The sequence below is a fragment of the Bordetella muralis genome (assembly GCF_965139205.1).
GTDB lineage: Bacteria > Pseudomonadota > Gammaproteobacteria > Burkholderiales > Burkholderiaceae_B > Bordetella_A > Bordetella_A muralis.
The window spans coordinates 76,968-99,171 of record NZ_CBCSIU010000017.1 but is presented as its reverse complement, the minus strand read 5'-3'; the positions used below and the strand labels follow the sequence as shown (position 1 = coordinate 99,171).

The 22,204-nt window shown below is 59.2% G+C and carries 19 protein-coding genes, 2 tRNA genes and 1 pseudogene; 13 read left to right on the top strand and 9 right to left on the bottom strand.

All coding sequences use genetic code 11. The features are described from left to right. Window positions 1-57: 57 nt before the first annotated feature. The 4 genes from bamC to ACNA0I_RS20625 all read right to left on the bottom strand — a co-directional run bounded on the left by bamC (window position 58) and on the right by ACNA0I_RS20625 (window position 3,487). Window positions 58-1,188, bottom strand: coding sequence for an outer membrane protein assembly factor BamC (gene bamC, locus ACNA0I_RS20640; protein ID WP_415807901.1), 1,131 nt, complete (start codon window positions 1,186-1,188; stop codon window positions 58-60). Between the two features lie 11 nt (window positions 1,189-1,199). Beyond that, entirely contained in the window at window positions 1,200-2,102 is a 903-nt protein-coding gene (gene dapA / locus ACNA0I_RS20635) for a 4-hydroxy-tetrahydrodipicolinate synthase (protein WP_415807900.1), read from the bottom strand. Between the two features lie 84 nt (window positions 2,103-2,186). After that, on the bottom strand, window positions 2,187-2,834 hold the full coding sequence (locus ACNA0I_RS20630; protein WP_415807899.1) for a site-2 protease family protein: 648 nt from the start codon (window positions 2,832-2,834) through the stop codon (window positions 2,187-2,189). A gap of 26 nt (window positions 2,835-2,860) precedes the next feature. Continuing rightward, window positions 2,861-3,487, bottom strand: a complete 627-nt coding sequence (locus ACNA0I_RS20625) for an L-threonylcarbamoyladenylate synthase (protein WP_415807898.1) — start codon at window positions 3,485-3,487, stop codon at window positions 2,861-2,863. 43 nt (window positions 3,488-3,530) lie between these two features. Here ACNA0I_RS20625 and ypfJ point away from each other — a divergent pair, with 43 nt between their 5' ends. From ypfJ to ACNA0I_RS20610, 3 genes are all read left to right on the top strand, one after another. Further along, complete coding sequence (ypfJ, locus tag ACNA0I_RS20620) at window positions 3,531-4,388, top strand: KPN_02809 family neutral zinc metallopeptidase (protein ID WP_415807897.1); 858 nt, start codon at window positions 3,531-3,533, stop codon at window positions 4,386-4,388. Between the two features lie 209 nt (window positions 4,389-4,597). After that, the gene (locus tag ACNA0I_RS20615) at window positions 4,598-5,134 is read left to right on the top strand and encodes a hypothetical protein (protein WP_415807896.1); all 537 of its coding nucleotides are present in this window, start codon (window positions 4,598-4,600) and stop codon (window positions 5,132-5,134) included. 2 nt (window positions 5,135-5,136) lie between these two features. Beyond that, entirely contained in the window at window positions 5,137-5,901 is a 765-nt protein-coding gene (locus tag ACNA0I_RS20610) for a DUF1828 domain-containing protein (RefSeq protein ID WP_415807895.1), read from the top strand. A 24-nt stretch (window positions 5,902-5,925) separates the two neighbouring features. Here the strand turns inward: ACNA0I_RS20610 and ACNA0I_RS20605 are convergent, their stop codons facing one another. Beyond that, window positions 5,926-6,198 (bottom strand): hypothetical protein, encoded by a 273-nt coding sequence (locus ACNA0I_RS20605; protein ID WP_415807927.1) that lies wholly within the window; start codon window positions 6,196-6,198, stop codon window positions 5,926-5,928. 227 nt (window positions 6,199-6,425) lie between these two features. On the opposite strand from ACNA0I_RS20605, the gene ACNA0I_RS20600 reads away from it, so the two are divergent. The 4 genes from ACNA0I_RS20600 to pntB all read left to right on the top strand — a co-directional run bounded on the left by ACNA0I_RS20600 (window position 6,426) and on the right by pntB (window position 11,727). Beyond that, a tRNA-His gene (locus ACNA0I_RS20600) sits at window positions 6,426-6,501 on the top strand. Window positions 6,502-6,726: 225 nt separating this feature from the next. After that, window positions 6,727-8,184, top strand: a complete 1,458-nt coding sequence (locus ACNA0I_RS20595) for a phospholipase D-like domain-containing protein (protein WP_415807894.1) — start codon at window positions 6,727-6,729, stop codon at window positions 8,182-8,184. A 491-nt stretch (window positions 8,185-8,675) separates the two neighbouring features. After that, the gene (locus ACNA0I_RS20590; protein WP_415807893.1) at window positions 8,676-10,286 is read left to right on the top strand and encodes a Re/Si-specific NAD(P)(+) transhydrogenase subunit alpha; all 1,611 of its coding nucleotides are present in this window, start codon (window positions 8,676-8,678) and stop codon (window positions 10,284-10,286) included. Between the two features lie 28 nt (window positions 10,287-10,314). Further along, the gene (gene pntB / locus ACNA0I_RS20585; protein WP_415807892.1) at window positions 10,315-11,727 is read left to right on the top strand and encodes a Re/Si-specific NAD(P)(+) transhydrogenase subunit beta; all 1,413 of its coding nucleotides are present in this window, start codon (window positions 10,315-10,317) and stop codon (window positions 11,725-11,727) included. Window positions 11,728-11,906: 179 nt separating this feature from the next. On the opposite strand, the gene ACNA0I_RS20580 is transcribed toward pntB, so the two are convergent. Together ACNA0I_RS20580 and ACNA0I_RS20575 are read right to left on the bottom strand one after the other, a co-directional pair. Further along, entirely contained in the window at window positions 11,907-12,890 is a 984-nt protein-coding gene (locus tag ACNA0I_RS20580) for an alpha/beta fold hydrolase (protein ID WP_415807891.1), read from the bottom strand. A gap of 193 nt (window positions 12,891-13,083) precedes the next feature. Then, a tRNA-Arg gene (locus tag ACNA0I_RS20575) sits at window positions 13,084-13,160 on the bottom strand. Between the two features lie 291 nt (window positions 13,161-13,451). On the opposite strand from ACNA0I_RS20575, the gene ACNA0I_RS20570 reads away from it, so the two are divergent. From ACNA0I_RS20570 to ACNA0I_RS20560, 3 genes are all read left to right on the top strand, one after another. Further along, complete coding sequence (locus tag ACNA0I_RS20570; RefSeq protein WP_415807890.1) at window positions 13,452-14,687, top strand: phospholipase A; 1,236 nt, start codon at window positions 13,452-13,454, stop codon at window positions 14,685-14,687. An 88-nt stretch (window positions 14,688-14,775) separates the two neighbouring features. Further along, window positions 14,776-15,420 carry a flavin reductase family protein gene (locus tag ACNA0I_RS20565; RefSeq protein WP_415807889.1) on the top strand — a complete coding sequence of 215 codons (645 nt, stop codon included), beginning with the start codon at window positions 14,776-14,778 and terminating at the stop codon, window positions 15,418-15,420. Between the two features lie 146 nt (window positions 15,421-15,566). Then, a complete protein-coding gene (locus ACNA0I_RS20560; RefSeq protein WP_415807888.1) occupies window positions 15,567-16,829 on the top strand; it encodes an MFS transporter in 1,263 nt (420 codons plus the stop codon). A 41-nt stretch (window positions 16,830-16,870) separates the two neighbouring features. Here the strand turns inward: ACNA0I_RS20560 and ACNA0I_RS20555 are convergent. Together ACNA0I_RS20555 and prpR are read right to left on the bottom strand one after the other, a co-directional pair. Continuing rightward, window positions 16,871-16,934 (bottom strand): annotated as a pseudogene (locus ACNA0I_RS20555) (helix-turn-helix domain-containing protein); the annotation flags it as partial. A 1-nt stretch (window position 16,935) separates the two neighbouring features. Further along, window positions 16,936-18,796: propionate catabolism operon regulatory protein PrpR (prpR, locus tag ACNA0I_RS20550; RefSeq protein WP_415807887.1), on the bottom strand; the 1,861-nt coding region annotated here is incomplete at its 3' end. A gap of 179 nt (window positions 18,797-18,975) precedes the next feature. Here prpR and ACNA0I_RS20545 point away from each other — a divergent pair. From ACNA0I_RS20545 to ACNA0I_RS20535, 3 genes are all read left to right on the top strand, one after another. Continuing rightward, complete coding sequence (locus ACNA0I_RS20545) at window positions 18,976-20,172, top strand: CaiB/BaiF CoA transferase family protein (RefSeq protein ID WP_415807926.1); 1,197 nt, start codon at window positions 18,976-18,978, stop codon at window positions 20,170-20,172. A gap of 13 nt (window positions 20,173-20,185) precedes the next feature. Next, window positions 20,186-21,109 carry a hydroxymethylglutaryl-CoA lyase gene (locus ACNA0I_RS20540; RefSeq protein ID WP_415807886.1) on the top strand — a complete coding sequence of 308 codons (924 nt, stop codon included), beginning with the start codon at window positions 20,186-20,188 and terminating at the stop codon, window positions 21,107-21,109. Between the two features lie 69 nt (window positions 21,110-21,178). Then, window positions 21,179-22,198: a Bug family tripartite tricarboxylate transporter substrate binding protein gene (locus ACNA0I_RS20535; protein ID WP_415807885.1), complete on the top strand. Its 1,020-nt coding sequence runs from the start codon at window positions 21,179-21,181 to the stop codon at window positions 22,196-22,198. Window positions 22,199-22,204 lie beyond the last annotated feature (6 nt).

Below are 22,204 nucleotides of genomic sequence, written 5' to 3'. Positions count from 1 at the left end.
GGGGGGGNNTTTTTACTTNGGGGCTGGGCCATTGACAGTGGCCCCCCTGCTCGAGCATCAGACCATTTTGTCCTTCAGCACGCCCAACAGACGCTGCGCCGTGGCACTATTGTCACGTTGGCCGCTGGCGTTGAGCACCGTCACCTGCGTCTGACCACCGACTTCGGTCAGATGGATGCGGTATTGCGCCGCCTGGGTTTGTTTGTCACCCGAGAACATCCGGCTGAAGAAACCCGGCTCGCTTTGCTGGGCGCCCGTATCCGTATCCACATAGCGCACGAAATACTCGCCAGCGGAACGATCACGATCATCCACCGCAAAGCCACCCGAATCCAGCGCTACGCCAACACGACGCCATGCGCGGTCAAAGGACTCGTCGACCACCAGCATGGCGCCATCGGCGCGCACGTCCTGCTGGACCTTCGGCGACTGCGGCGAAGCCTCGGCCTGAGCAACCAGCTTGCGAGCGCTGTCGACGTCCGTGCCTAGATACACCATCAGGCGCGCCAGCATGGCGGCGTTCAGACCGGGGTCTTCTTTGCCGTGTTCCCATTGCACTTGAGAGTCATCGGAGCCCACGCGCTTTTCGAACATCTGCTGGTGCGAGATATAGATCTCGGTACGCCCATTGACGCGCTCGACACGCGTACGGAATTTCTCGCGCTCGCCGCTATCCCACACCGAATCCAGAACGGAACCCAACGCCTGGCGCAGCCAGCTCTCGGGGATCTTGGCACGGTTCTCGGCCCAGTTCGTGTCGATCAAACCGGCCTTGGGATTGTTGTTCGCAATCGTAAAGCCAGTATCTGTCCAGAAATCGACCACTTTGGGAAAGACTTGCTCAGGAGGCAAATCGACCACCAGCCAACGCAAATCGCCATCACGCTCGACACGCATGTCGCTACGCTCGGGCAGCACATTACTGGTCTGTGCTGTCGTAGAAGCGACTTGCTGGCCCTGCTCTTGATATTGCGAGAACGTGGTGCTGCCCGATGCAGGAGCACGATAACGTGGATCGTTCGATGCCTGAGTCAGATCCGGAGGGATGCTCAGCGGTTCGCCACGTTTTGTGCTTTTGTAATCGATCGACTCTTCGCCGCCCAGAAATTCATTCACATCGCTGCAACCCGCCAGCAATGCCAGAGCCATCAATGCCGACGCAGCGGCATGACGTTGGTTCATACGCATCCTCACTTAAATTAGAGCAGACCCGTTTCCTGGAGTGTGCGACGGACCGTATCGTGATGCTGCGCGCCGAGCTCAACCAGCGGTAACCGGTAACCCAACGACGTACGGCCCATCTGGGCAAGCGCCCATTTCACAGGAATGGGATTAGCCTCGACAAACAAGGCCTTGTTAAGACGAGCCAGTCGCGAGTTTAGTTCACGCACTTTTGGAACGTCACCGGCCAAGGCCGCAGCACAAAGCTCACGCATGAGCCGTGGTGCGACATTGGCTGTCACCGAAATATTGCCTCGAGCACCCAACAGAATAAGTGCGGCTGCGGTAGGATCATCGCCGCTGAACACCTGAAAATCTGCGGGGGCTTCGCGCAACAACAACGCCCCGCGGCCGATATCGCCGGTCGCGTCCTTGATACCGATGATGCCCGGGACTTGGGCCAGACGCAGCACGGTTTCGTTGCTCATGTCAGCGACCGTACGGCCCGGCACGTTGTACAAGACCGTCGGCAAATCCACCGCCTCAGCAACGGCGCGGAAATGCTGATAGAGGCCTTCCTGGGAAGGTTTATTGTAGTAAGGCACCACGGACAGGCCAGCCTGCGCGCCCACGCGCTTGGCGTGACGCGTCAGATGGATCGCCTCGTCGGTCGAGTTGGCGCCGACGCCCGCGATCACAGGAATACGCCCCGCCGCGTGCTCTACCGCCACGCGGATGAGCTCGGCATGCTCGTCCATGGACACCGTGGGAGACTCGCCCGTTGTACCGACCACCACCAGGGCGTCGGTGCCTTCGGCGACGTGCCAGTCGATCAAAGATCGATAAGCCGGATAATCCAGGCTGCCATCAGGCTGCATGGGCGTTACCAACGCCACCATGCTGCCCTGAAAAGTAATCGTTGCGGAATCGGGGGATGCCATGAAAATGGGCTCCGAACCCGGCGCAACATGCACCGGGCGAGAAACAGGTCAGTCGAACCGTCGAGTTTACCGGAATATTGGCAATTACAAGAACCACGTAACGATGGTTGAGCCCAATTCCATAAAGGGCCGCATCAAGGTCCACAATACATCGGTCGCCAGCAATACCAGCACGATCAGCAAGCCATAGGGCTCGATCCGGGAATATTGCCAGGCCAGCCGATTAGGCAACAGGCTGAATACGACGCGACCACCGTCCAGAGGCAGAATAGGCAGCAAATTGAGCGCCATTAGGACCAAATTGACGTTAATACCCGCCATACCAACCTGGTACCAATAGCCCTCTTCGATACCGGCAGCCAGGAACAGGCGCATCGAGATGACCCACAGAATGGCCATGACGAGATTGGCGGCTGGCCCTGCCAAGGCCACCCACAACATGTCCTGCTTCGGGCGGCGCAGACGTCCGAAGTCCACCGGAACGGGTTTGGCCCAACCGAACAGCATGCCCGGCCCGCCCATCAATTTGGACATCAGCAAGATCGCCACGGGAACCAGTATGGTGCCGACGGGATCGATGTGGCGCACAGGGTTGAGCGTGATGCGCCCCGCCTGCTCGGCAGTGGGGTCCCCGAACATGCGAGCCACATAACCGTGGGCCGCCTCGTGCAGAGTGATCGCGAAAATAACGGGGATCGCGTAGATCGCGATGGCTTGAATAATGTCGGACATGAGGCGCCGGAGTTATCTTTTTAATATCAGACCAAACCCAACGTGGCGGGATCACCCCGGCCACGTCGCAGCACGGCCGGCTCGTCGCCGGTCAAATCAATAACGGTAGTGGGAGATTGCGGGCAAGCACCGGCATCGATGATAGCCGCCAGATCGTGGGCATAGCGATCGCGGATATCCTCGGCGTCGTTGAGCGCCTCGTCTTCATCCTTGGGGATCAGCGTCGTTGACAGCAACGGCGCCCCCACCTGTTCGAGCAGCGCCAATGTCACCGCGTGCTGAGGCACCCGGATCCCGATGGTCTTGCGAGACGGGTGAGATACCCGGCGCGGTACCTCGCGGGTCGCCTCGAGAATAAAGGTCCAGGGCCCCGGCGTCGCGGCCTTCAGCAAACGGTATTGGCGATTATCGACCCGCGCGAATTGGCCGATCTCGGCCAGATCGCGACACAAGAGTGTCAAATGGTGACGTTCGTCCAATCCGCGCAACCGGCGCAACGCATCAGCGGCCGCCTTGTCGTCAAGATGGGCCACCACGGCATAACTGGAGTCGGTAGGCACCGCCACCAAGCCGCCATCGCTCAGCCATTGCGCGGCCTGTTTGAGCAAACGCGGTTGCGGATTGTCAGGATGAATGGAGAAAAAGAGAGCCATGGGTTTATCCTAGCATCCTTAGCGCTTGCTCAGGAGAAACAAGATGCGCATGGATGACTCGCGGGAAAGTCAAAATATCGAAGATCGACGCTCAAGCGGCCCGCGGTTCGGCGGACGCCGGGGGTCGATCGGTATAGGCACCATCGTACTGGCTTTAGTGGCGATCTATTTCGGCGTGGACCCCTCGGTCGTGCTGCAAATGGCCGATGGCACTGCGCCGGTACAACAACAGCAAACCTCGACCCAGCCGCCGGCCGACGATCCGCAGACGCGCTTCGTGTCCAAAGTCCTGGGCGAGACCGAAGACGTCTGGAGCACGATTTTCCAGGAAAACCTCAATCGGCAGTATGTCCCGCCCAAGATGGTCCTGTTCCGCGGCGCTACGCCGACCGCCTGCGGTACCGGGCAATCCGCCATGGGGCCGTTTTATTGCCCCGCGGACAGCAAGGTCTATATCGATCTGAGTTTCTTTGACGAAATGGAGCGCCAACTGAACGCGCCGGGGGATTTTGCCCAGGCCTACGTCATCGCTCACGAAGTCGGCCACCATGTCCAGCACTTGCTCGGCATTTCCGATCAGGTCGATCAGTTGCGCCAGCGTAACCCCGGCCAGGCCAACGCCCTGTCGATCCGCATGGAACTGCAGGCAGACTGCTTCGCCGGTCTGTGGGCGCGCCGTGCCGACCAGGCTCGCAATATCCTGGAAAGCGGCGACATCGAAGAAGGTCTGAACGCGGCCACCGCTATTGGCGACGATACGCTGCAGAAGAAAAGCCAGGGCTACGTCGTCCCTGATGCCTTTACGCATGGATCTTCCGCCCAGCGTGTGCAATGGTTCAAGCGCGGCCTGGACAGCGGTGACCTGCGCCAATGCGACACGTTCTCCGCGAAAAGCCTTTGATCGCCCTGCATTGAATATCCGGGCAAATCCGCACAGCGGATAGATCGCCCAGGCTGTCTACCATGCCGGCTCGCCAAATGGTAGACAGCACCGCATGACGGCCTGTCAAACGGTTGCGGCCTGCCGACAACGCCATGATCTTGTAATATTACGGCCCTTTCGGGTGCCCACTGGCGCACCCGCTGAACGACAACAGCCCCGAACGGCGCATGGCCACTACGCAAGCCCCTCTCATTACCCCGGCAGAAGTCCGCGAAATCCTGGCAGAGCCCAAGGAAACCGCCAAAGCGGTGACCTGGGTTCCCCGCCCTGCGCCCGGACAAGCCCAATGGGTAGAATTCGTCTCGTCCTGCCGTCTGCGCGGCGAGACACGCGACGACATCATTTTTCGTACGCTCTATCGCCCGGCGCGCACTGCCGTGCACGGGCAAGCCATCATTACCTTGGCAGAAGCCTGTTCGGCCAGCCTGTTCATCGGACCGCATCGCGTGCTGGGTATTGATACCAACGATGCGTACCACACAAATCTGGCTGGCACGGACCTGCCGCTCTATAGACACGTGCTCGATCAGCGTACCCACCAGCATCTCTGGCATCACGAGGGAGAAGGCTATGCCGAGCCCGTCATCCCTGCGCTGAACGACATTGCCACCCTGATCCCTTATTTTCTGCAACGCGCCAATCTGACGCTGGCGGGCGGCTTTGCCCACCCGCTCAAAGGCCGTCAGATCGAACTGCTCATCTGAATATGACCGCATTTCTGCCCCCGGCCGGCTGGACGGTCGTGCCCGCCGGAGAACGCGCTGTACGCGCCATCACGCCCGTCGCCATGGGCCTGGACGGCCAGCATGCCACGTTCTACATCGCCCATCCCGACGACGATTCGTTCTTCTTGACCGACGCGGGCGAAGCCGCCATGCATGCCGCCACCTATGGCGTCGAGCTCACACCCAAACGGCTGGACCAGTTGAATCAAACCCCTGGCCTCAGCCTGGCGCATTTCGACCATAGCGGCGCCATCACGGCCGCGGGCCCGCAATCCCAATTGCAGGACGCGCTGTGGGATGCAATCAAATTGACGACCGCCCTGACCTTTCAGTGCAGTCAATGGATGCCCAAATTCAGCCGCTTGCGTTTTCGCGCCGAAGTCGGCCGCACGCTGGCCGAGGCCGTGGGCGCCGAACGGTTGGTCCAAAGCGCAAAAGCGCGCGCCAGCAGCGGCCATACGGCCGAATTCGCCTATGCTGTGCGCAGCAGCGCTGGCGCCTCGCTTACCTACATCGAGCCGATTGCCCTCAAAGCTGGCAAAAAAATCGATTGGACACAGGTCTATCAGACGCACGGCAAAATGTCGGACGTCAAAATGGCCGATGCGGATAACAGCCGCCTGGTCATCCTCGAGGATGGCGCAGCCGCCGAGGAATTCAACAAAGCGGTATCGATTCTGGAACAGTCCGCGATTGTCAGACCACTGGGCAAAGCTCGCAGTTGGTCGGAGATCTTCGCTAATTGACGCGACAGGATGGGCCGGGCGCGCCTATCCCGTCACCCCTGTCAGGGCATCGACAATCGCGCACCCATGGCTGATCGCCTGGTGCACGGCTTCGCGCGGACTAAATACAAAATTCCCTTCGGCAAAGCTGGGGACTTCATATTCGTCACCCGACTCCTGTACGGAGTCAGCCTGAACCACGAATACCGAAGCGGTAAAGACGGGTGACCCCGACGCGTTTGCCTTGCTGTCTTGGACACCCCGGGTGACTTTCGCCGTCAACCGATATCCTTTGTAAACAAAATTATTTGGATGCACTCGTAGGCCCTCTCTAAAGGGCAGCATACCTCGCATATCATGACAAGCCTGATAAGTTTTGTAACGGACTGAGGAATCGTCCACATCCTAGTGATGCGTAGCGCATCCAACAGTCCAACGTGCCGTGCGGGTTCCCCGCCTTATCGACCGCACGACGCCTGAACCACCCGCATTTGCGCTGTCGATTTTTTCTATGCTATAGTTCGGCCTCTTCGCAGTACTCAGCGGTGGCTGTAGCTCAGTTGGTAGAGTCCTGGATTGTGATTCCAGTTGTCGTGGGTTCGAGCCCCATCAGCCACCCCATCGCACTTGCAGAGATATTCAAGCCCTTGATTTCCATTGGAACGAGGGCTTTTTTCATGTTCGAGCTGCCGACAAAAACGAAAAGGCTCATTTGCAAACGCGGCGTCGAAGTCCACTTGTTGCTCCCCCACGACGAAATGCGAGCTAACGGCTACAACTTGGTATCCTGACGCACCTGCCGTATATCAGGCATGACCCTCCCGCGAGAGTTATTCAGAGCTGCATATGGATCGCTTCGACGACCTTTTACATGAATACTGGCCCCATTTAGTATTCGGCATCAGCGTAGTGGCCGGCACGGGTGCGGCCGTCCATGCCGCCATGACCAAACAGGATGTCCGGGCGGCAATTGGGTGGGTCGGGGTGGCCCTGTTTTCTCCTCTGTTTGGTGCTCTGTTTTATTTTGTCGCCGGGGTAAACCGCATCCGTCACACGCGCGTTTCACAGCAGCGTGACGAAACGCCATTGCCCTACGCCAGCTACGAGCAGACCCCCATCGACGATGTGGTGCCCTACTCGGCCAGCCAATTTGCGTCGCTCAGGACACTCGGTGACCAGATCAGCCATTTCCCGGTCGTAGGCAACAATTCCGTCACGCCGCTCTCCGGAGGCGACGAAGCTTACCCTGCCATGATGCAGGCCATCCGCCAGGCGCGTCATTGCATCGCCATGCAGAGCTATATTTTTGACAGCGACGCGATCGGCCGGGAAATGGCGCAAGCGCTGATCGAGGCGCACGAGCGCGGTGTGCAGGTCCGCGTCCTGATCGACGCGATCGGCAGCAAGTATTCCCGTCCGCCCATCGTGCGCATGCTGCACCGCGCGGGCGTGCGCGCCGCGCTGTTCATGACCAACCCGCTGGGCGTGCTGCGCATGCCGTATGCCAATCTGCGCAGCCACCGCAAAATTCTGGTTGTCGACGGCAACCTGGGCTTTACCGGCGGCATGAATGTGCGCGCGGCATTTGTCACCGCCTTATCCGGTGATCAAACCAACAAAGACGTCCACTTTCAATTGGCGGGTCCGGTCGTCACGCAACTCATGTCGGTGTTTGCACACGACTGGACTTTCACTACCCAGGAGATGCTTGAAGGTGAGCCGTGGTTTCCTGCCCCGGCCTCGACGCCGGCCGGCACGGTACCGCTGCGCTGTGTTCCTTCCGGCCCCGATCGCGCCGTCGTCAGCACGCGCAATATGCTGTTGGGCGCCCTCGCCGTCGCACAGCACCACATCCGCATTCAATCGCCTTATTTCCTGCCTGATCAACCGCTGATCCTGGCGCTGGCAACCGCGGCACGGCGCGGCATTACCGTAGATGTCGTGATTCCGGGGCGCAACAACCTGCGCTTGGTCAACTATGCCATGACAGCCCAGCTGGACCAGATCATCCGCACGGGATGCCGTGTATGGCGCTCATCGGGCTCGTTCGATCATTCCAAGCTGATGACAGTCGACGGCGCCTGGTCGTATATCGGTTCGTCGAACATGGACCCGCGCAGCCTGCGGCTGAATTTCGAACTCGACACGGAAGTCTACGATCACAACCTGGCACAGTGGATCGGCAATCGCGTGGACGCGTACATCGCAGGTGCCCGGCAAGTCACTCTCGACGACCTCTATGGACAGCCATTTATCAAGCGGCTGCGCAACAAGATTATCTGGCTGGCTTCGCCGTATTTGTAATACGTACGGTATTTTTTAAAGCGTCTGTATACGCTGCCGCGCCACATACAGTACGACACACAGCGTTTTTCCTGAGTCGATATAACCGACACGTAACCGTTCAGGAGCAACGCGATGAAACGACCGTATCCCGCCAGCCATCCCACCGGCCGCTTACCCCGTCTGAGCATAAAACGATTATTGGCGGTACTACTTTTGCTCATGGGCGGATTGAGTGTCGAGGCCGTCAAACCAGTGCAGTGTTCATTGATCGCCAATAGCCGAAATTATCGTCCTCGCGCCCCCTCATCAAAGTAGCCCCCATCGAAGGGGCACACGAACCATTGAGGCCCGGACGACGGATTTACGGACCATCGCGGCGCGTAACCTGACTTACTCTGCTTGAGGGCCATTATGCCCCTGCGAACTATAGGTCGAAGCCCCCTATTCAGCAGATCCATGATATGAATACGGAAAGCAAGAAACCGTATCCATAAAAAGGGAGGCATTTGATGCAGTCAGACCCCATCTCATCGCCGCAGCGAATCGGCGTACCCCGCGAGATATTTCCTGGCGAAAAGCGCGTCGCCACGGTACCCGAGGTGGTAGAAAAGCTCGTCAAACTGGGTTTCCAGGTGGCAGTCGAGGCGGGCGCCGGCGAAGCGGCCAACTTCAGCGATGAGTCCTATTCGGCTGCCGGTGCAGAAATCGTCCAGGGCGCTGCGGCACTCTGGGCAGAATCCGACATCGTCCTCAAAACACGTCCGCCCAGCACCGAAGAAGTCTCCCTGATGCGCGAAGGCGGGATCCTGATTGGTTTCATCTGGCCCGCCCAAAACCCGGACCTGATGCAGCAACTCGCCGCGAAAAAAGCCACCGTGCTGGCCATCGACTGCCTGCCGCGCACGCTGTCGCGCGCCCAGAAAATGGATGCCCTCACGTCCACGGCCGGCGTCAGTGGCTATCGGGCCGTCATCGAGGCGGCCAATGCATTCGGGCGCTATTTCAACGGACAGATCACCGCGGCAGGCAAAGTACCGCCCGCCAAAGTCTTCATCGCGGGCGCCGGCGTGGCAGGCCTGGCGGCCATCGGGACGGCGGCCAGCCTGGGCGCCATCGTACGCGCCAACGATACCCGCGCCGAAGTCGCCGATCAGGTCAAATCCCTGGGCGGCGAATTCGTCAAGGTCGATTACGAAGAAGAAGGCAGCGGCGGTGGCGGCTATGCCAAGGTCATGAGCGAAGGCTTTCAGGCCGCACAGCGCCAGATGTACGCGCAGCAAGCAAAAGACGCGGACATCATCATCACCACGGCCCTGATCCCCGGCAAGCCGGCACCCAAGCTCATCACCGCCGAAATGGTGCAATCGATGAAGCCGGGCAGCGTCATCGTCGACATGGCTGCAGAGCAAGGCGGCAATTGCGAGCTGACCGTACCCGGCGAAGCCGTCGTGCGCCATGGCGTCACGATCATCGGCTACACCGACCTGGCCTCGCGCCTGGCCAAACAGTCGTCCACGCTGTACGCCACCAACCTGCTGCGCCTGACCGAGGAACTGTGCAAGGCCAAGGACGGGCATGCCGTGATCAATATGGAGGACGATGCGATCCGGGGCCTGACGGTCATCAAGGACGGCGCCATTACCTGGCCCGCTCCGCCGCTCAAGCCTGCGACGCCTCCTGCCGCCGCTGCAAAACCGGCAGCCCCTGTTGCCGAAAAGAAAAGTGCCCATGGCCATGGGAGCAGCGGTCCATTGCCAGCCAAAACACTGGCGATCATTTTTGCCGTCGCCGCAGTGGCCTTCTGGTTCATCGGCGCCTATGCGCCGGCAGCCTTCCTGGGGCACTTTACGGTATTCGTACTGGCGTGCTTCATCGGATACATGGTGGTGTGGAATGTGACCCCGGCACTGCACACACCGCTGATGAGCGTGACCAACGCCATTTCCAGCATCATTGCCATCGGCGCGCTAGTGCAGATTGCGCCGCCGACGGCGGGCCTGAACGATAGGCCCGACGCGCTGATTCACTGGCTGGCCTTTGCTGCGCTCGTGCTCACGGCGGTCAATATGTTTGGCGGCTTTGCCGTCACCCGTCGCATGCTCGCCATGTTCCGTAAATAAGAAAAATAAATAAAGGAAAGACATCATCATGTCCCAAAGTCTCGCCACGGTGGCCTATCTCGGTGCCGCCATTCTCTTTATCTTGAGTTTGAGTGGCCTTTCGAATCCTGAAACTTCACGTCGCGGCAATCTGTTCGGCATGATAGGCATGGCGCTGGCCGTATTGGCGACCGTGTTCGGCCCCAGCGTCAGTTCTTCGGGCATCGCATGGATTGTCATTGCGCTGGTCGTCGGCGGCGGCATCGGTCTTTATGCCGCCAAGGTCGTCAAAATGACCCAGATGCCTGAGCTGGTGGCGCTCATGCATAGTCTGGTGGGTCTGGCGGCCTGCATTGTCGGATTTGCCAGCTATATCGACCCCACCATGAAATACGAAGGTGCGGAGAAAATCATCCACGAGGTGGAAATCTACATCGGTATTCTGATCGGTGCGGTCACGTTCTCGGGCTCGCTGATCGCGTTTGGCAAACTGGCAGGCCGCATCGGTGGCAAGCCACTGCTGCTGCCTGCGCGCCACTGGCTCAACCTGATTGCCCTGCTGGTCGTGATCTGGTTCGGCCGCGAGTTTCTGGCGGCGCCTGACGTCAATGCCGGCATGCTGCCGTTGATCGTGATGACGGTGATTGCCCTGCTGTTCGGCATACATATGGTCATGGCGATCGGTGGCGCGGATATGCCCGTCGTCGTCTCCATGCTCAACAGCTACTCCGGCTGGGCGGCGGCCGCCACCGGATTCATGCTGAGCAACGATCTGCTGATCGTAACGGGCGCATTGGTTGGATCCTCAGGCGCAATTCTGTCGTACATCATGTGCACGGCCATGAACCGCAACTTCATCAGCGTCATTGCGGGCGGTTTTGGCTCGGGCAGCGGTACGCCCGCCAAGAAAAGCGATACAGCAGAACCGCAAGGCGAAGTCGTGCCCGTCAGCGCCGCCGAGACCTCCGAGATGCTGCGCGATGCCAAAAGCGTCATCATTGTGCCGGGTTACGGTATGGCGGTGGCCCAGGCTCAGCACACGGTGTACGAGATCACCAAGACGCTGCGCGAAAAAGGCGTGGACGTCCGCTTTGCGATTCACCCGGTGGCAGGCCGTATGCCAGGCCACATGAATGTGCTGCTGGCCGAGGCGAAGGTGCCCTATGACATCGTGATGGAGATGGATGAAATCAACGAAGATTTCCCCGATACGGACGTCGCCATCGTCATCGGCGCCAACGACATCGTCAACCCCAGCGCCGCCGAAGACCCCACCAGCCCCATTGCCGGCATGCCGGTGCTCGAGGTCTGGAAAGCCAAGACCTCGATCGTGATGAAACGGTCGATGGCATCGGGATATGCGGGTGTGGACAATCCGTTGTTCTACAAAGAAAACAACCGCATGTTGTTTGGCGATGCCAAAAAAATGCTGGATGAAGTGCTGGTCTCGCTGAAGGGCTGATCCCGAACTCGCACTGCAGGCTCCCGAGCCGCTATCATCGAGACTGATGATAGCGGCTCGTTTTTTCATGGCACCATCCGTACGTATTGAACGCCTTCGCGGCCATGCCTCTGCGCTATTCGAGAAGCATTGCCGGGTGATGAAAGCGTTGCAAGAACGGCGAGACCACTTCGAACAGCTTAACTACGAATAAACGCCAGCAGATCCGCATTGAATTTATCTTTGTGCGTATCAGTCAACCCGTGAGGCGCGCCCGGATACTCAATCAATTTGGCATTCTTGATCAGTTTCGCAGATGCCCTGCCCGCGGCGTCGATCGGTACGATTTGATCATCGTCGCCGTGAATGACCAATGTCGGTACGTCGAATTTCTTGAGGTCTTCCCTCATGTCGGTCTCTGAGAACGCCTTGATCGAGTCATAGGTGTTCTTGTGTCCACCCAGCATGCCTTGCATCCACCACAGATCGACCAGCGCTTGCGAGACCTTCGCCCCCGGGCGATTGAATCCATAGAACTGCACCGGAAAGTCACGATACAGTTGTGACCGGTTGGCGAGTTGAGCAGCACGAACGCCGTCAAAGACCTCGATAGGCGTTCCACTCGGATTGCTGGGCGTTTTCAGCATAAAAGGCGTCACAGCCGATACCAGGACGACCTTTGCAACACGCTTGGTGCCATGACGGCCGATATAACGGGCGACCTCGCCGCCACCGGTAGAAAATCCGACCAGGATGGCGTTTTTCAGATCCAGGGTTTCGATGACCGTCGCGAGATCATCGGCATAGGTATTCATGTCGTTGCCATTCCACGGCTGACTGGAACGGCCATGCCCGCGCCGGTCGTGCGCGACGGTGCGGTATCCCAGCTCAGACAGGAACAGCATCTGCGATTCCCAGCTATCGGAATTCAGCGGCCATCCGTGGCTGAAAACGATAGGCTGGCCGTCGCCCCAATCCTTGTAGTAGAGCTGGGTGCCGTCCTTGGTCACGATGGTCGAGCTGGATACGGCCGCGCGGCCCTGCGCCGCCCCAGGTGCGGAACTCGTCTTGGCCACGGCAGACTGGGACATACCCGCCGCCAATAAGGTCCCCATGGCGGTCGCACCGCCGATCAGAATATTGCGGCGGGATGAGGGTTCTTTGCTTTCGGTGTTGTGAGACATGAGATCGATCCTCGTCATTTTCAATGGGATGTGATCGACGAGGAGGCCCTGGCCCAATCCACCGATCACGTACGTTGATACTGCGAGGAGATCGTAGGGCGGGCGCTATTGAGGCGGTAGCCATGCGAAAGGACGCATGGTGTTGCCTGGTGCGCAGCAATGCTGTCGGCGGATATGTCAGGCCAGATGAATCTGGCCCGCCCTACACGATTCGAACGTGTGACCGCTCGCTTAGAAGGCGAGTGCTCTATCCAACTGAGCTAAGGGCGGGTATCGAGGCAGTGCGTATGATAACGCGCGGCAATTGTACCGTCTCGCGGCGACCGGCCTGAGTCCGCAGAATGTAAAACTCATCGGAATCGGTGAAAATATCCCGCGATCTGCGCCTGATACCCTTAGACATACGACACAATCATTAAATTTTACATGCCGTTGCAGTAGCATCCTGGCGCCGAAACGTGACGATGCTACATTGCCTCGTCGTCTTATCTCTGCCTGATTATGCTTTCGGATACGGTTTCCTCGTTTTCTGGCGCGTTGCGCCCCCTGGTTTTAACCGCGATGCTCGCCACGGCGATGCCTGCGGTAGCCGGGATTACATACCAACTGGAGCGGCCATCGGCGGCGCCGGGCGAAACGGTACAGATTCAAGCTGTCCTCTTCAATGACGGTACAGCGGCGACGCACTGGCGTCCCCCCACCCAACTGGTCGTACAGTGGCGGGGAACGGACGGCAATATCGTGCGCAGCATAGCAACACTGGCCAGCCCGCAGGCGGCAATGAACATCCCGGTCAACAATTTTGCACGCATGTCGTGGACGACGGTGGTGCCGCAACAGTCTCGAGGCCTGCAGGCGCTGTCCATCGAGGGCGAACCCGCCATGATGGCGTTGGACGTCTCGGGCCGGGAATCGGGTACGCTGGCCAGCACGCCGGCAAACAGCCCGGTGGTCGATGCAGGCACGGGCCAGCCGGTACCAGCAGCTGCCGTCTCGGCTGCTGGCGCACAACCCGATGCGGGCCCGGCACCTGACCAGGCTGCACTGGCGCGAGTGGAGAACAAACCATCCGCATTCGATGCGTTCCGTGGCGCGCTCTCGGAGTACGAGCCGATTTATTTCGATGTCGGTACCCGTGGCGGGACGACGGCGCGCTTTCAGATCAGTGCCAAATATCGCCTGTTCAATCCGCCCAGCGGCCGCGCGCCGACGTTCGGAGAGAACTTCTACATCGGCTATACGCAACGCTCGCTATGGGATCTGGAAGGCGATTCCATGCCCTTCATCGACACCACGTTCAATCCCAGCGTGTTCTGGCTGAACGACAATATGTGGAACTCCAGCAACCAGAATTGGCGCCTGGGCCTGAATACTGGTGTCGAACACATGTCCAACGGCAAGGACGGCGAAGACTCGCGCTCGTTGAACGATTTCTATGTCCAACCGGCGATCAACTACCGTTTCGACAGCGGCAGCACGCTGACTTTCGCGCCCAGGATCAAGGCCTATTTTGCGGTAGAGGACGAGAACGCCGACTATAGCGACTATGCGGGACACGTAGACTGGAATCTGCGTTGGGCGCAAGACAACGGCGCAGTGATATCCGCGATGTATCGCCAGGGCGCGAGCCGTCACCGCACGACCCAGCTGGATTTTGCCTGGCCGCTGAAACGGACGTGGCTGAATATGAACGGCTATCTGCACCTGCAATACTTCAACGGCTACGGCGAAACCTTGTTGGGCTATAACCAGCGCAACGAATCCCAGTTCCGTATCGGTCTGTCGCTGGTGCCATAATGAGGTGAATACCGTATCGCTGACGAGGCCCGCATCATTTACGGGTCTTGCACGCGGTACGTCCCGCCAACACCTACGAAGCCAGACCATGTATTTCGATATCTCTGCACTGAAAGGAAATAACGCCTACAAACTGATGACGGCGACGATCGTGCCGCGTCCGATCGCATGGATCGTGAGCCAGGATGAGCAAGGGCGCAATAACGCGGCCCCGTTCTCATTTTTTGGCGCCATGTCGGGCGAGCCGCCTGTGGTGTGTATCGGCATAGGCACACGGCCGGAAGGCACGCACAAGGACACCGTCACTAATCTGCACATCGGCGCCGGGTTCGTGATCAATATGGTGTCGTCGGAGCTGATGGCGCAGATGAACGTCACGGCAATCGATTTCGCGCCTGGCGTGGACGAACTGCAAGCAGCCGGCCTGGAAATCGCCGCCTCGAGCAAGGTGGCGCCCCCTCGCATTGCGGCCAGTCCGGTCGCCATGGAATGCCGCGTGCAGCAGCATCTGGACGTCTCTGCCCATCGGCGCATCATTGTGGCTGATATTCTGGCCATGCATATTCGTGATGATGCCGTGCTGGACGCAGAGCGCTGCCATATCGACACGCCCCGCCTGGATCTGGTGGGCAGAATGCACGGCGGCGGCTGGTACAGCATTCAGAACAAACTGGTGGAACTGCCTCGCATGACCGAAGCCCAATGGCGCGATCTCACGCCCCCTGAAGAATAAAGCCTGGGCTTGCCGGACAGCCGGCAGCGCATTCACGCAAAGTTCGATAGCCGTACAGCGCCAAGCGCATTTTCCCAAAATGTCCGACAATTCCCGTCCAGGGCGCCCGATCTAGAGGCAGCCCGCAACAGGATACGGAGAAGGCAGTGGCTGGGACACGGAGTGGCAACTGGTACTTTGGGTGGAACATTGTGGCGGCGGCCACCCTGCTGACCTTGCTGACGGTGGGCATGCGCATGGGCGTAGGCCCTTTTTTTCTGCCTATCGCCCGCGACCTGGGGTTCAGCCGCAGCCTTTTATCGGGCATCGTCGCCATCGGCATGTTGTGCTATGGGTTAGCCATGCCGGTGGCTGGCTTGCTGGTCGCCCGGCATGGCACGCGCTTTGTTCTGTTGCTGGGCACGGCAATTGTGGTCATCTCGAGTATCTGGTCCGTCAACGCCCACAGCGCAGCCAGTTTCTTTTTATCCTTTGGCGTGCTGTTGTCAATCGGATTGGGCTTTACGAGTCCCGTCGCGCTGACGCCTGTACTGACACGCTGGTTTACCCGTCGGCGCGGCATGGCGTTGTTCTTTTTGTCTACCGGATCCATGGCCGGGATCGCGATCATGACGCCCGTGCTGACTTTCGCTATTGAGTCTACCCATTGGCAGACCACGCTGCTGGGCTTTGCAGTGGTGTTCACAGCCATCACCGTTCCGCTGGCCCTGTTCGTCATTCGCGATCAGGCGCCCGAACACACAGATCTGACGCCCGAGCAGATCGCCCGTAAATCAAGCAGCCGCCGCACCAGCATCCCTGAAAGCCTGAGCTTTCGCGAAGCAACGCGCACGCAACCGTTCTGGCAGATCACACTGGGACTCTTTGCCTGTGGCTTCAGCATGAACCTGCTGGGCACCCACGGCATGCCTATGCTGATGGATCATGGTTTTGACGCCATGACGAGCTCGCTGGGGATCGGATTGATTGGACTGGTGGCGATATTCAGCACGCTGGTGCTGGGCCGGATATCGGATAGCTTGCCGCGACGCCATATTCTGGCGACGATTTATTTGATACGCGGCCTGGGTTTCTTTGCCCTCATGGTGGTAGGTACACACTGGGAACTCTATCTGGCAGCAGCCATCGGTGGCATTGTCTGGGCTGGCAGCATTGCGATGTCGTCGGCGATTCTGGCCGATATCTATGGCGTTCGTATTGTGGGGGTCCTGTACGGCTGCGCCTATCTGGGCCATCAGGTCGGTGCGATGATCAGTTCGTGGCTGGGCGGTTGGGGCTACGAGACCTTTGGCACACATTGGGTGGCCTTTGGCAGCGCGGGTGCCATTCTGCTGCTGGCCTCGTTGATCTCGATACGTCTACCCGCACAGGGGTTCACGTTGATGGCCGCGCCCAAAATGGCGCACTGATTGGTATCGACAGGACATCTGGCGATTTCAACGCGTGAGCGTCAATCCTCATTCATCCAGCGCCACAAGGTAGAACGGCTGATGCCCAGGCGGCGTGCGGCTTGTNGGCGCCGGCCGCCGCACGCCTCGAGCGCCTGCACGGCACGCGCTCGCAAAGACCCGTGGCCCGCGTCATTCGCCAAGGTCTGGGTACCCTCAAAGAGTTCTGGGCAATCATGCCGCAAGGCATCGTAATCAATGTCCTCAGGGCCGTCGTATTGCGAGAGGAATACGGCCATACGCTCGCTCATGTTTTCCAGTTCCCGGACGTTGCCAGGCCAGGGATATTGCCTTAACCGCGGCAACCATGGTGCAACGAGTTCAACAATGTCGCCCGTTGGCATTGCGCCCAGTCGGGACAGGCACCGAGCAACCAAGGTGTGCAGCAACGGTCCAATATCATCGGGGCGCTCGCGTAGCGCCGGCACTTCGAGACGCAGAGTATTGATGCGGTAATACAGGTCTTGCCGGAAACGCCTCTGTTCGATCATGTCGCGCAACGGCTGATGCGTGGCGACGATGATGCGTACATCGACGGGAATAGCAGCCGTCGCACCGACGCGGGTAATTTCGCGCTCTTGCAGCACGCGTAATAGGCGACTTTGCAGAGGCAGCGGCATATCGCCGATCTCGTCCAGGAAAATTGTCCCTGTGTGCGCAGCCTCGAACAAACCACGTTTACCGCCACGCCTCGATCCGGTAAAGGCGCCCTCCTCGTATCCGAAGAGTTCGCTTTCCAGCAATGACTCGGCAAACGACGCGCAGTTCACCGCGATGAAAGGCCGATCGGCGCGGCGGCTGTCGTTGTGTATGGCCTGGGCGAATAGCTCTTTGCCGACGCCGCTCTCGCCTGCGATCAAGACGGTCAGGTCGGTTTGCGCATAACGGCGAGCCGCCTGTACCGCACGCAGAAAGCCAGGGCTTTGGCCGATCAGCTCGTCGAATCGGTATTTCGCCGTATTTTGCCGGCGGCGTTGCTGCACGCGCAGGCTCGTGTCTGCCTCGTGGATGCGGCCCGCGTCGTAGAGCGTCAGCGCCGCGCCGACAATCGCGCCACGTTCGCGGATGGCCGTGCGATTGACGATCCAATCACGACCGCCAAAGCGTTGCAGGCCCGCGCTCTCTTGCTGACCTGTGTCCAATGTCGTGCGCAGGGTCAGTTCGGGCCGCAACTGGTCTAGCGGCTGCCCCGTCACGTCCTCGTCGTTGACTGCCAACAAGCGTTGCATCGGCGGGTTGACAGCAATGATGCGATGGTCCCGATCGACCGCCAGCACAGCATCCTGCAGGCTGTGCAGTACGCCGTTGAGCTGTTCGTAACGCCCCGCCTCCAGGCGCGCGACGCGTGCCAACTCGATGGCGTCTTCGAAGCCCTTGCGCACGCTGGCAAGGGAATATGCCAGCAGCCCATGCAGCCCCGCCTGCTCGGCCAGTTCGACGACCAGGCTGGACCCCACGATGACCTGAAAATTATCACGCCTCAGTTGTTCGAAACGTTGGCGGGCATCATCAGGCGTCTGATAAGCGTGCTGCACGATTTCGATGTTCAACAGGTCTTTGACTGCATCCAATTCGGGAATGGTGCGCCCGTACATCACAACACCAACTCTGTTGGCAATGCGCCTGGCCTTGATCAAGGCCTGCAGAATATCGAAGCCTCCTAGTTGGATCGTAGCGACGGGGGCCTGCAAACCGGCACGCAGGATACTGGCATTGGAACCCGCGCTCACGAAGGCATCGACCAGCCCGCGGCTCAGCCGGTCGCGCGCAATGTCCAGCGCACCGCCAAAGGTGCCGTCTACGACTTCGATATGGGCACGGCCGGTGTACTCGGCCACAACCGGCATGGCGAATTCCCGGATTTGCCGGTAGCTCAGAAAACACAGGCGAGGCAGGTCGGCACGTGTCGTCAGGTCTGCGTAGCTCATAGAGGCGCGCTTGTTTCAGCGGGACATTTTGATGTCTCAATTATGTCTCATAGAACACACAAACTGAATCAATAAAAATAATTCACATAAAAATCAATGAGTTATGAAAACAATAAAACTGGCACAGGCTTTGCGTAAAGCATGGTTCTCACGAAACGCCTATGGACAGGAGGCTCGCTTTGGCGCTTGAACACATTACCGTGCTGGATTTGACTCATATGCTGTCGGGGCCCTACGGCACGATGCTGCTCGCCGACCTGGGTGCGCGCACCATCAAGGTCGAACCCCCGGGCAGTGGTGAAGGCACCCGCCGTTTGCTGGAACATGATCCCGATTACTCGCGTGACGGCATGGGCGCGTATTTCCTCACGCTGAACCGCAACAAACAAAGCGTGTGCATCGACCTGAAAAGCGAAACCGGTCTCGCGGTATTCAAAGACCTGGTACGCAGCGCGGACGTGGTGTTCGACAATTTCAGCGTTGGCGTGACGAAACGACTGGGTATCGACTACGCCTCACTATCGGGGGTCAACCCGCGCATCATCACCTGCTCGGTGACGGGTTTTGGCAGTACGGGGCCCGACACGCAGCGCCCGGCTTTTGACCAGGTCGTACAAGCCATGGGTGGAGGCATGTCCATTACCGGCACGCCTGAACAAGGGCCTACGCGCAGCGGCATTCCGATAGGCGACTTGGGAGGAGGCGTGTTCGGTGCCATGGGCGTATTGGCCGCCTTGGCCGAACGCGAACGCACCGGCCGTGGCCAACATGTCGATGTGTCCATGCTCGACGCACAGATTTCGTTGCTGAACTATATGGCGACCATGCATCTGATGTCCGGCATCGTGCCCGCAGGCATAGGCAATAGCCATTTTGTGCATGTGCCCTATAACAGCTATCCCACTGCGGACGGCTACATCATCGTTGCGTGCATCGGTGATGCCTTTTGGAAACGGTTTCTGGAATGCATCGATCTGCCTGCGTTGCGTAAACCGGCATACGATCTGCAGCCAGGCCGGTTTGCTGCCAAAACGCAGATCGACGCTATCGTCGGCGACGAACTGCGTGAACACCCGACCGCGTATTGGTTGGAAAAACTGTCGGCAGCGCGCATTCCATGCGGCCCGGTGAACAATTTCCAGCAGGCATTGAACGACGCGCAGGTGCGGGCACGGGATATGGTTGTCGAGGTGCCACTGAAGTCCGGAGAGATGCTATCCATGCCCGGCAATCCCATCAAACTGTCGGCAGCAAACGATCGTCAATATGGCACCCCGCCTGATGTAGGAGAACACACGGACGCAGTGTTGGGTACGCTGCCCGGCTATGACCGCGCGCGCCTGGCCATACTGCGCGATAACGGCGCCATTGCCTGATCAGGAGCCGGCCATGTCTATGAACACCCTGACCATTACGGATGTTGCGCCGCGCGATGGGCTGCAGAACCAGCAGGTTCCAGTTTCCACCTCAGCCAAATTTCAGCTGGTCCAGCTATTACACGAAGCAGGCGTGACGAGTATCGAGGCGACGAGCTTCGTATCGCCAAAGGCTGTGCCGCAAATGGCAGATGCGGCGGACTTGATGGCGGAAATCAACCGGCATCTGCCGCATCTGCGGGCATCGGCGCTCATTCCCAACCGGAAAGGATTGGAACGCGCTCATGCCGCAGGTGCGCGAGAAGTCGCCGTCGTACTGTCCGCGACGCAGACGATGAACCAGAAAAATATCAACATGGACCTCATCACGGCGACGAACGTCTGCGAAGACACATTGCGCGCCGCGCAGGCACTCGGTTTGCGCACCCGCGCCTATGTCGCGGTGGCCTTCGACTGCCCGTTCGAAGGTCCGACGAATCTGGACACCGTTGTAGCGTTGGCCGAGCGCATGCATCAAGCAGGCGCAGAGGAAATTGTCATCGCTGACACCATAGGCTCGGCTTCGCCAGGTATGGTCAAGAACCATTTTGAAAGGCTGGCCAGTGTGCTGCCGATCGAGAAACTTGCGGCACACTTTCATGACACGCGCGGCATGGCTACGGCTAACGCCTGGGCTGCAATACAGGCCGGTGTGCGGCGTTTCGACGCCAGTGTGGGAGGTATCGGCGGTTGTCCGTTTGCACCGGGTGCAGCCGGCAACGCTGCAACCGAAGACCTGGTGTTGATGGCCGAACGCAGTGGCTATACGACAAACATCTCGCTCCCGGGTTTGCTCAAAGCCATCGACTGCGCCGAAGCGCAACTGGGCCGGACCTTAGGCGGGCGCAGCATTGCCTGGCTAAAGCGGCAATACACAACCGATAGAGCCGCGTCATGATCGGCACATGACACGCGTCATCAACAACGCATAACAACACTCACGCATAACAACACCAAGGAGACATACATGCCCATCCATCATTTCATCCAACGGCGCCGTCAACTATTGAATGGCGCACTCACCTCGATCTGTGTCGCGATTACCGCATTCGGCGGTCCGCTGGTGCATGCCAATGAAACAGCAAAACAGTATCCCTCCCGACCCATACGTCTCATTGTCCCGTTCGCACCAGGCGGAGTATCAGATACGGGCGCGCGACTGGTCGCAGACAAACTCGGCCAACGCTTGGGGCAGCAAATCATTGTCGACAACAAGCCCGGTGCGTCGGGCAACATCGGCACGCACATGGCCGCACAAGCCACACCTGACGGCTACACCCTGCTGTTGGGCTTCGATGGCACGCTGGTCATCAACCCGTACGTGCACAAGGACATCCCGTTCGATACGCTGAAAGACCTGGCCCCCGTGAGCAAGATCGGGGATGCGGCGTTGATCATCGTCGCGAACCCCAAAGTCCCGGCCAATACGCTGCAGGAGCTGATCGCCTATTCCAAGACACAGCCCAAGGGCATTTCCTATGGCAGCGCCGGCGTAGGCAGCACGCCGCATCTAGCGGGTGAACTGTTGCGTCAACGTACGGGGATAAAGCTGGAACACATTCCTTATAAAGGCGGCGGCCAAGCCATGGCGGATGTCGTAGGAGGCACACTGCCGCTGTTATATACCGCAGTCGCGGGCGCCTATCCCTATGTTGAACGCAAGCAACTCAAGGCCATCGCCGTCAGTACAGAAAAGCGCTTGCCGTCGCTGCCCGATGTTCCCACCGTATCAGAGTCCGGTGTGGACGGATTTGTATCGAACTCATGGATAGGTATTCTGGCCCCGGCCAAAACCCCGGCGGATATCGTCTCGAAGCTGCAACAGGCGATTCATGATGTAGTCCATACGCCCGAAACCGAAGAGCGCCTGGCAGGCCTGGGGATCACCGCGTCCGGGAACACCCCGCAGGAGTTTCGACAACAGATAGAGACTGACCTCAAGACCTACAAAGCCGTTGTTAAAAGCGCCAATATCCAGGCTCAGTGAACCGGC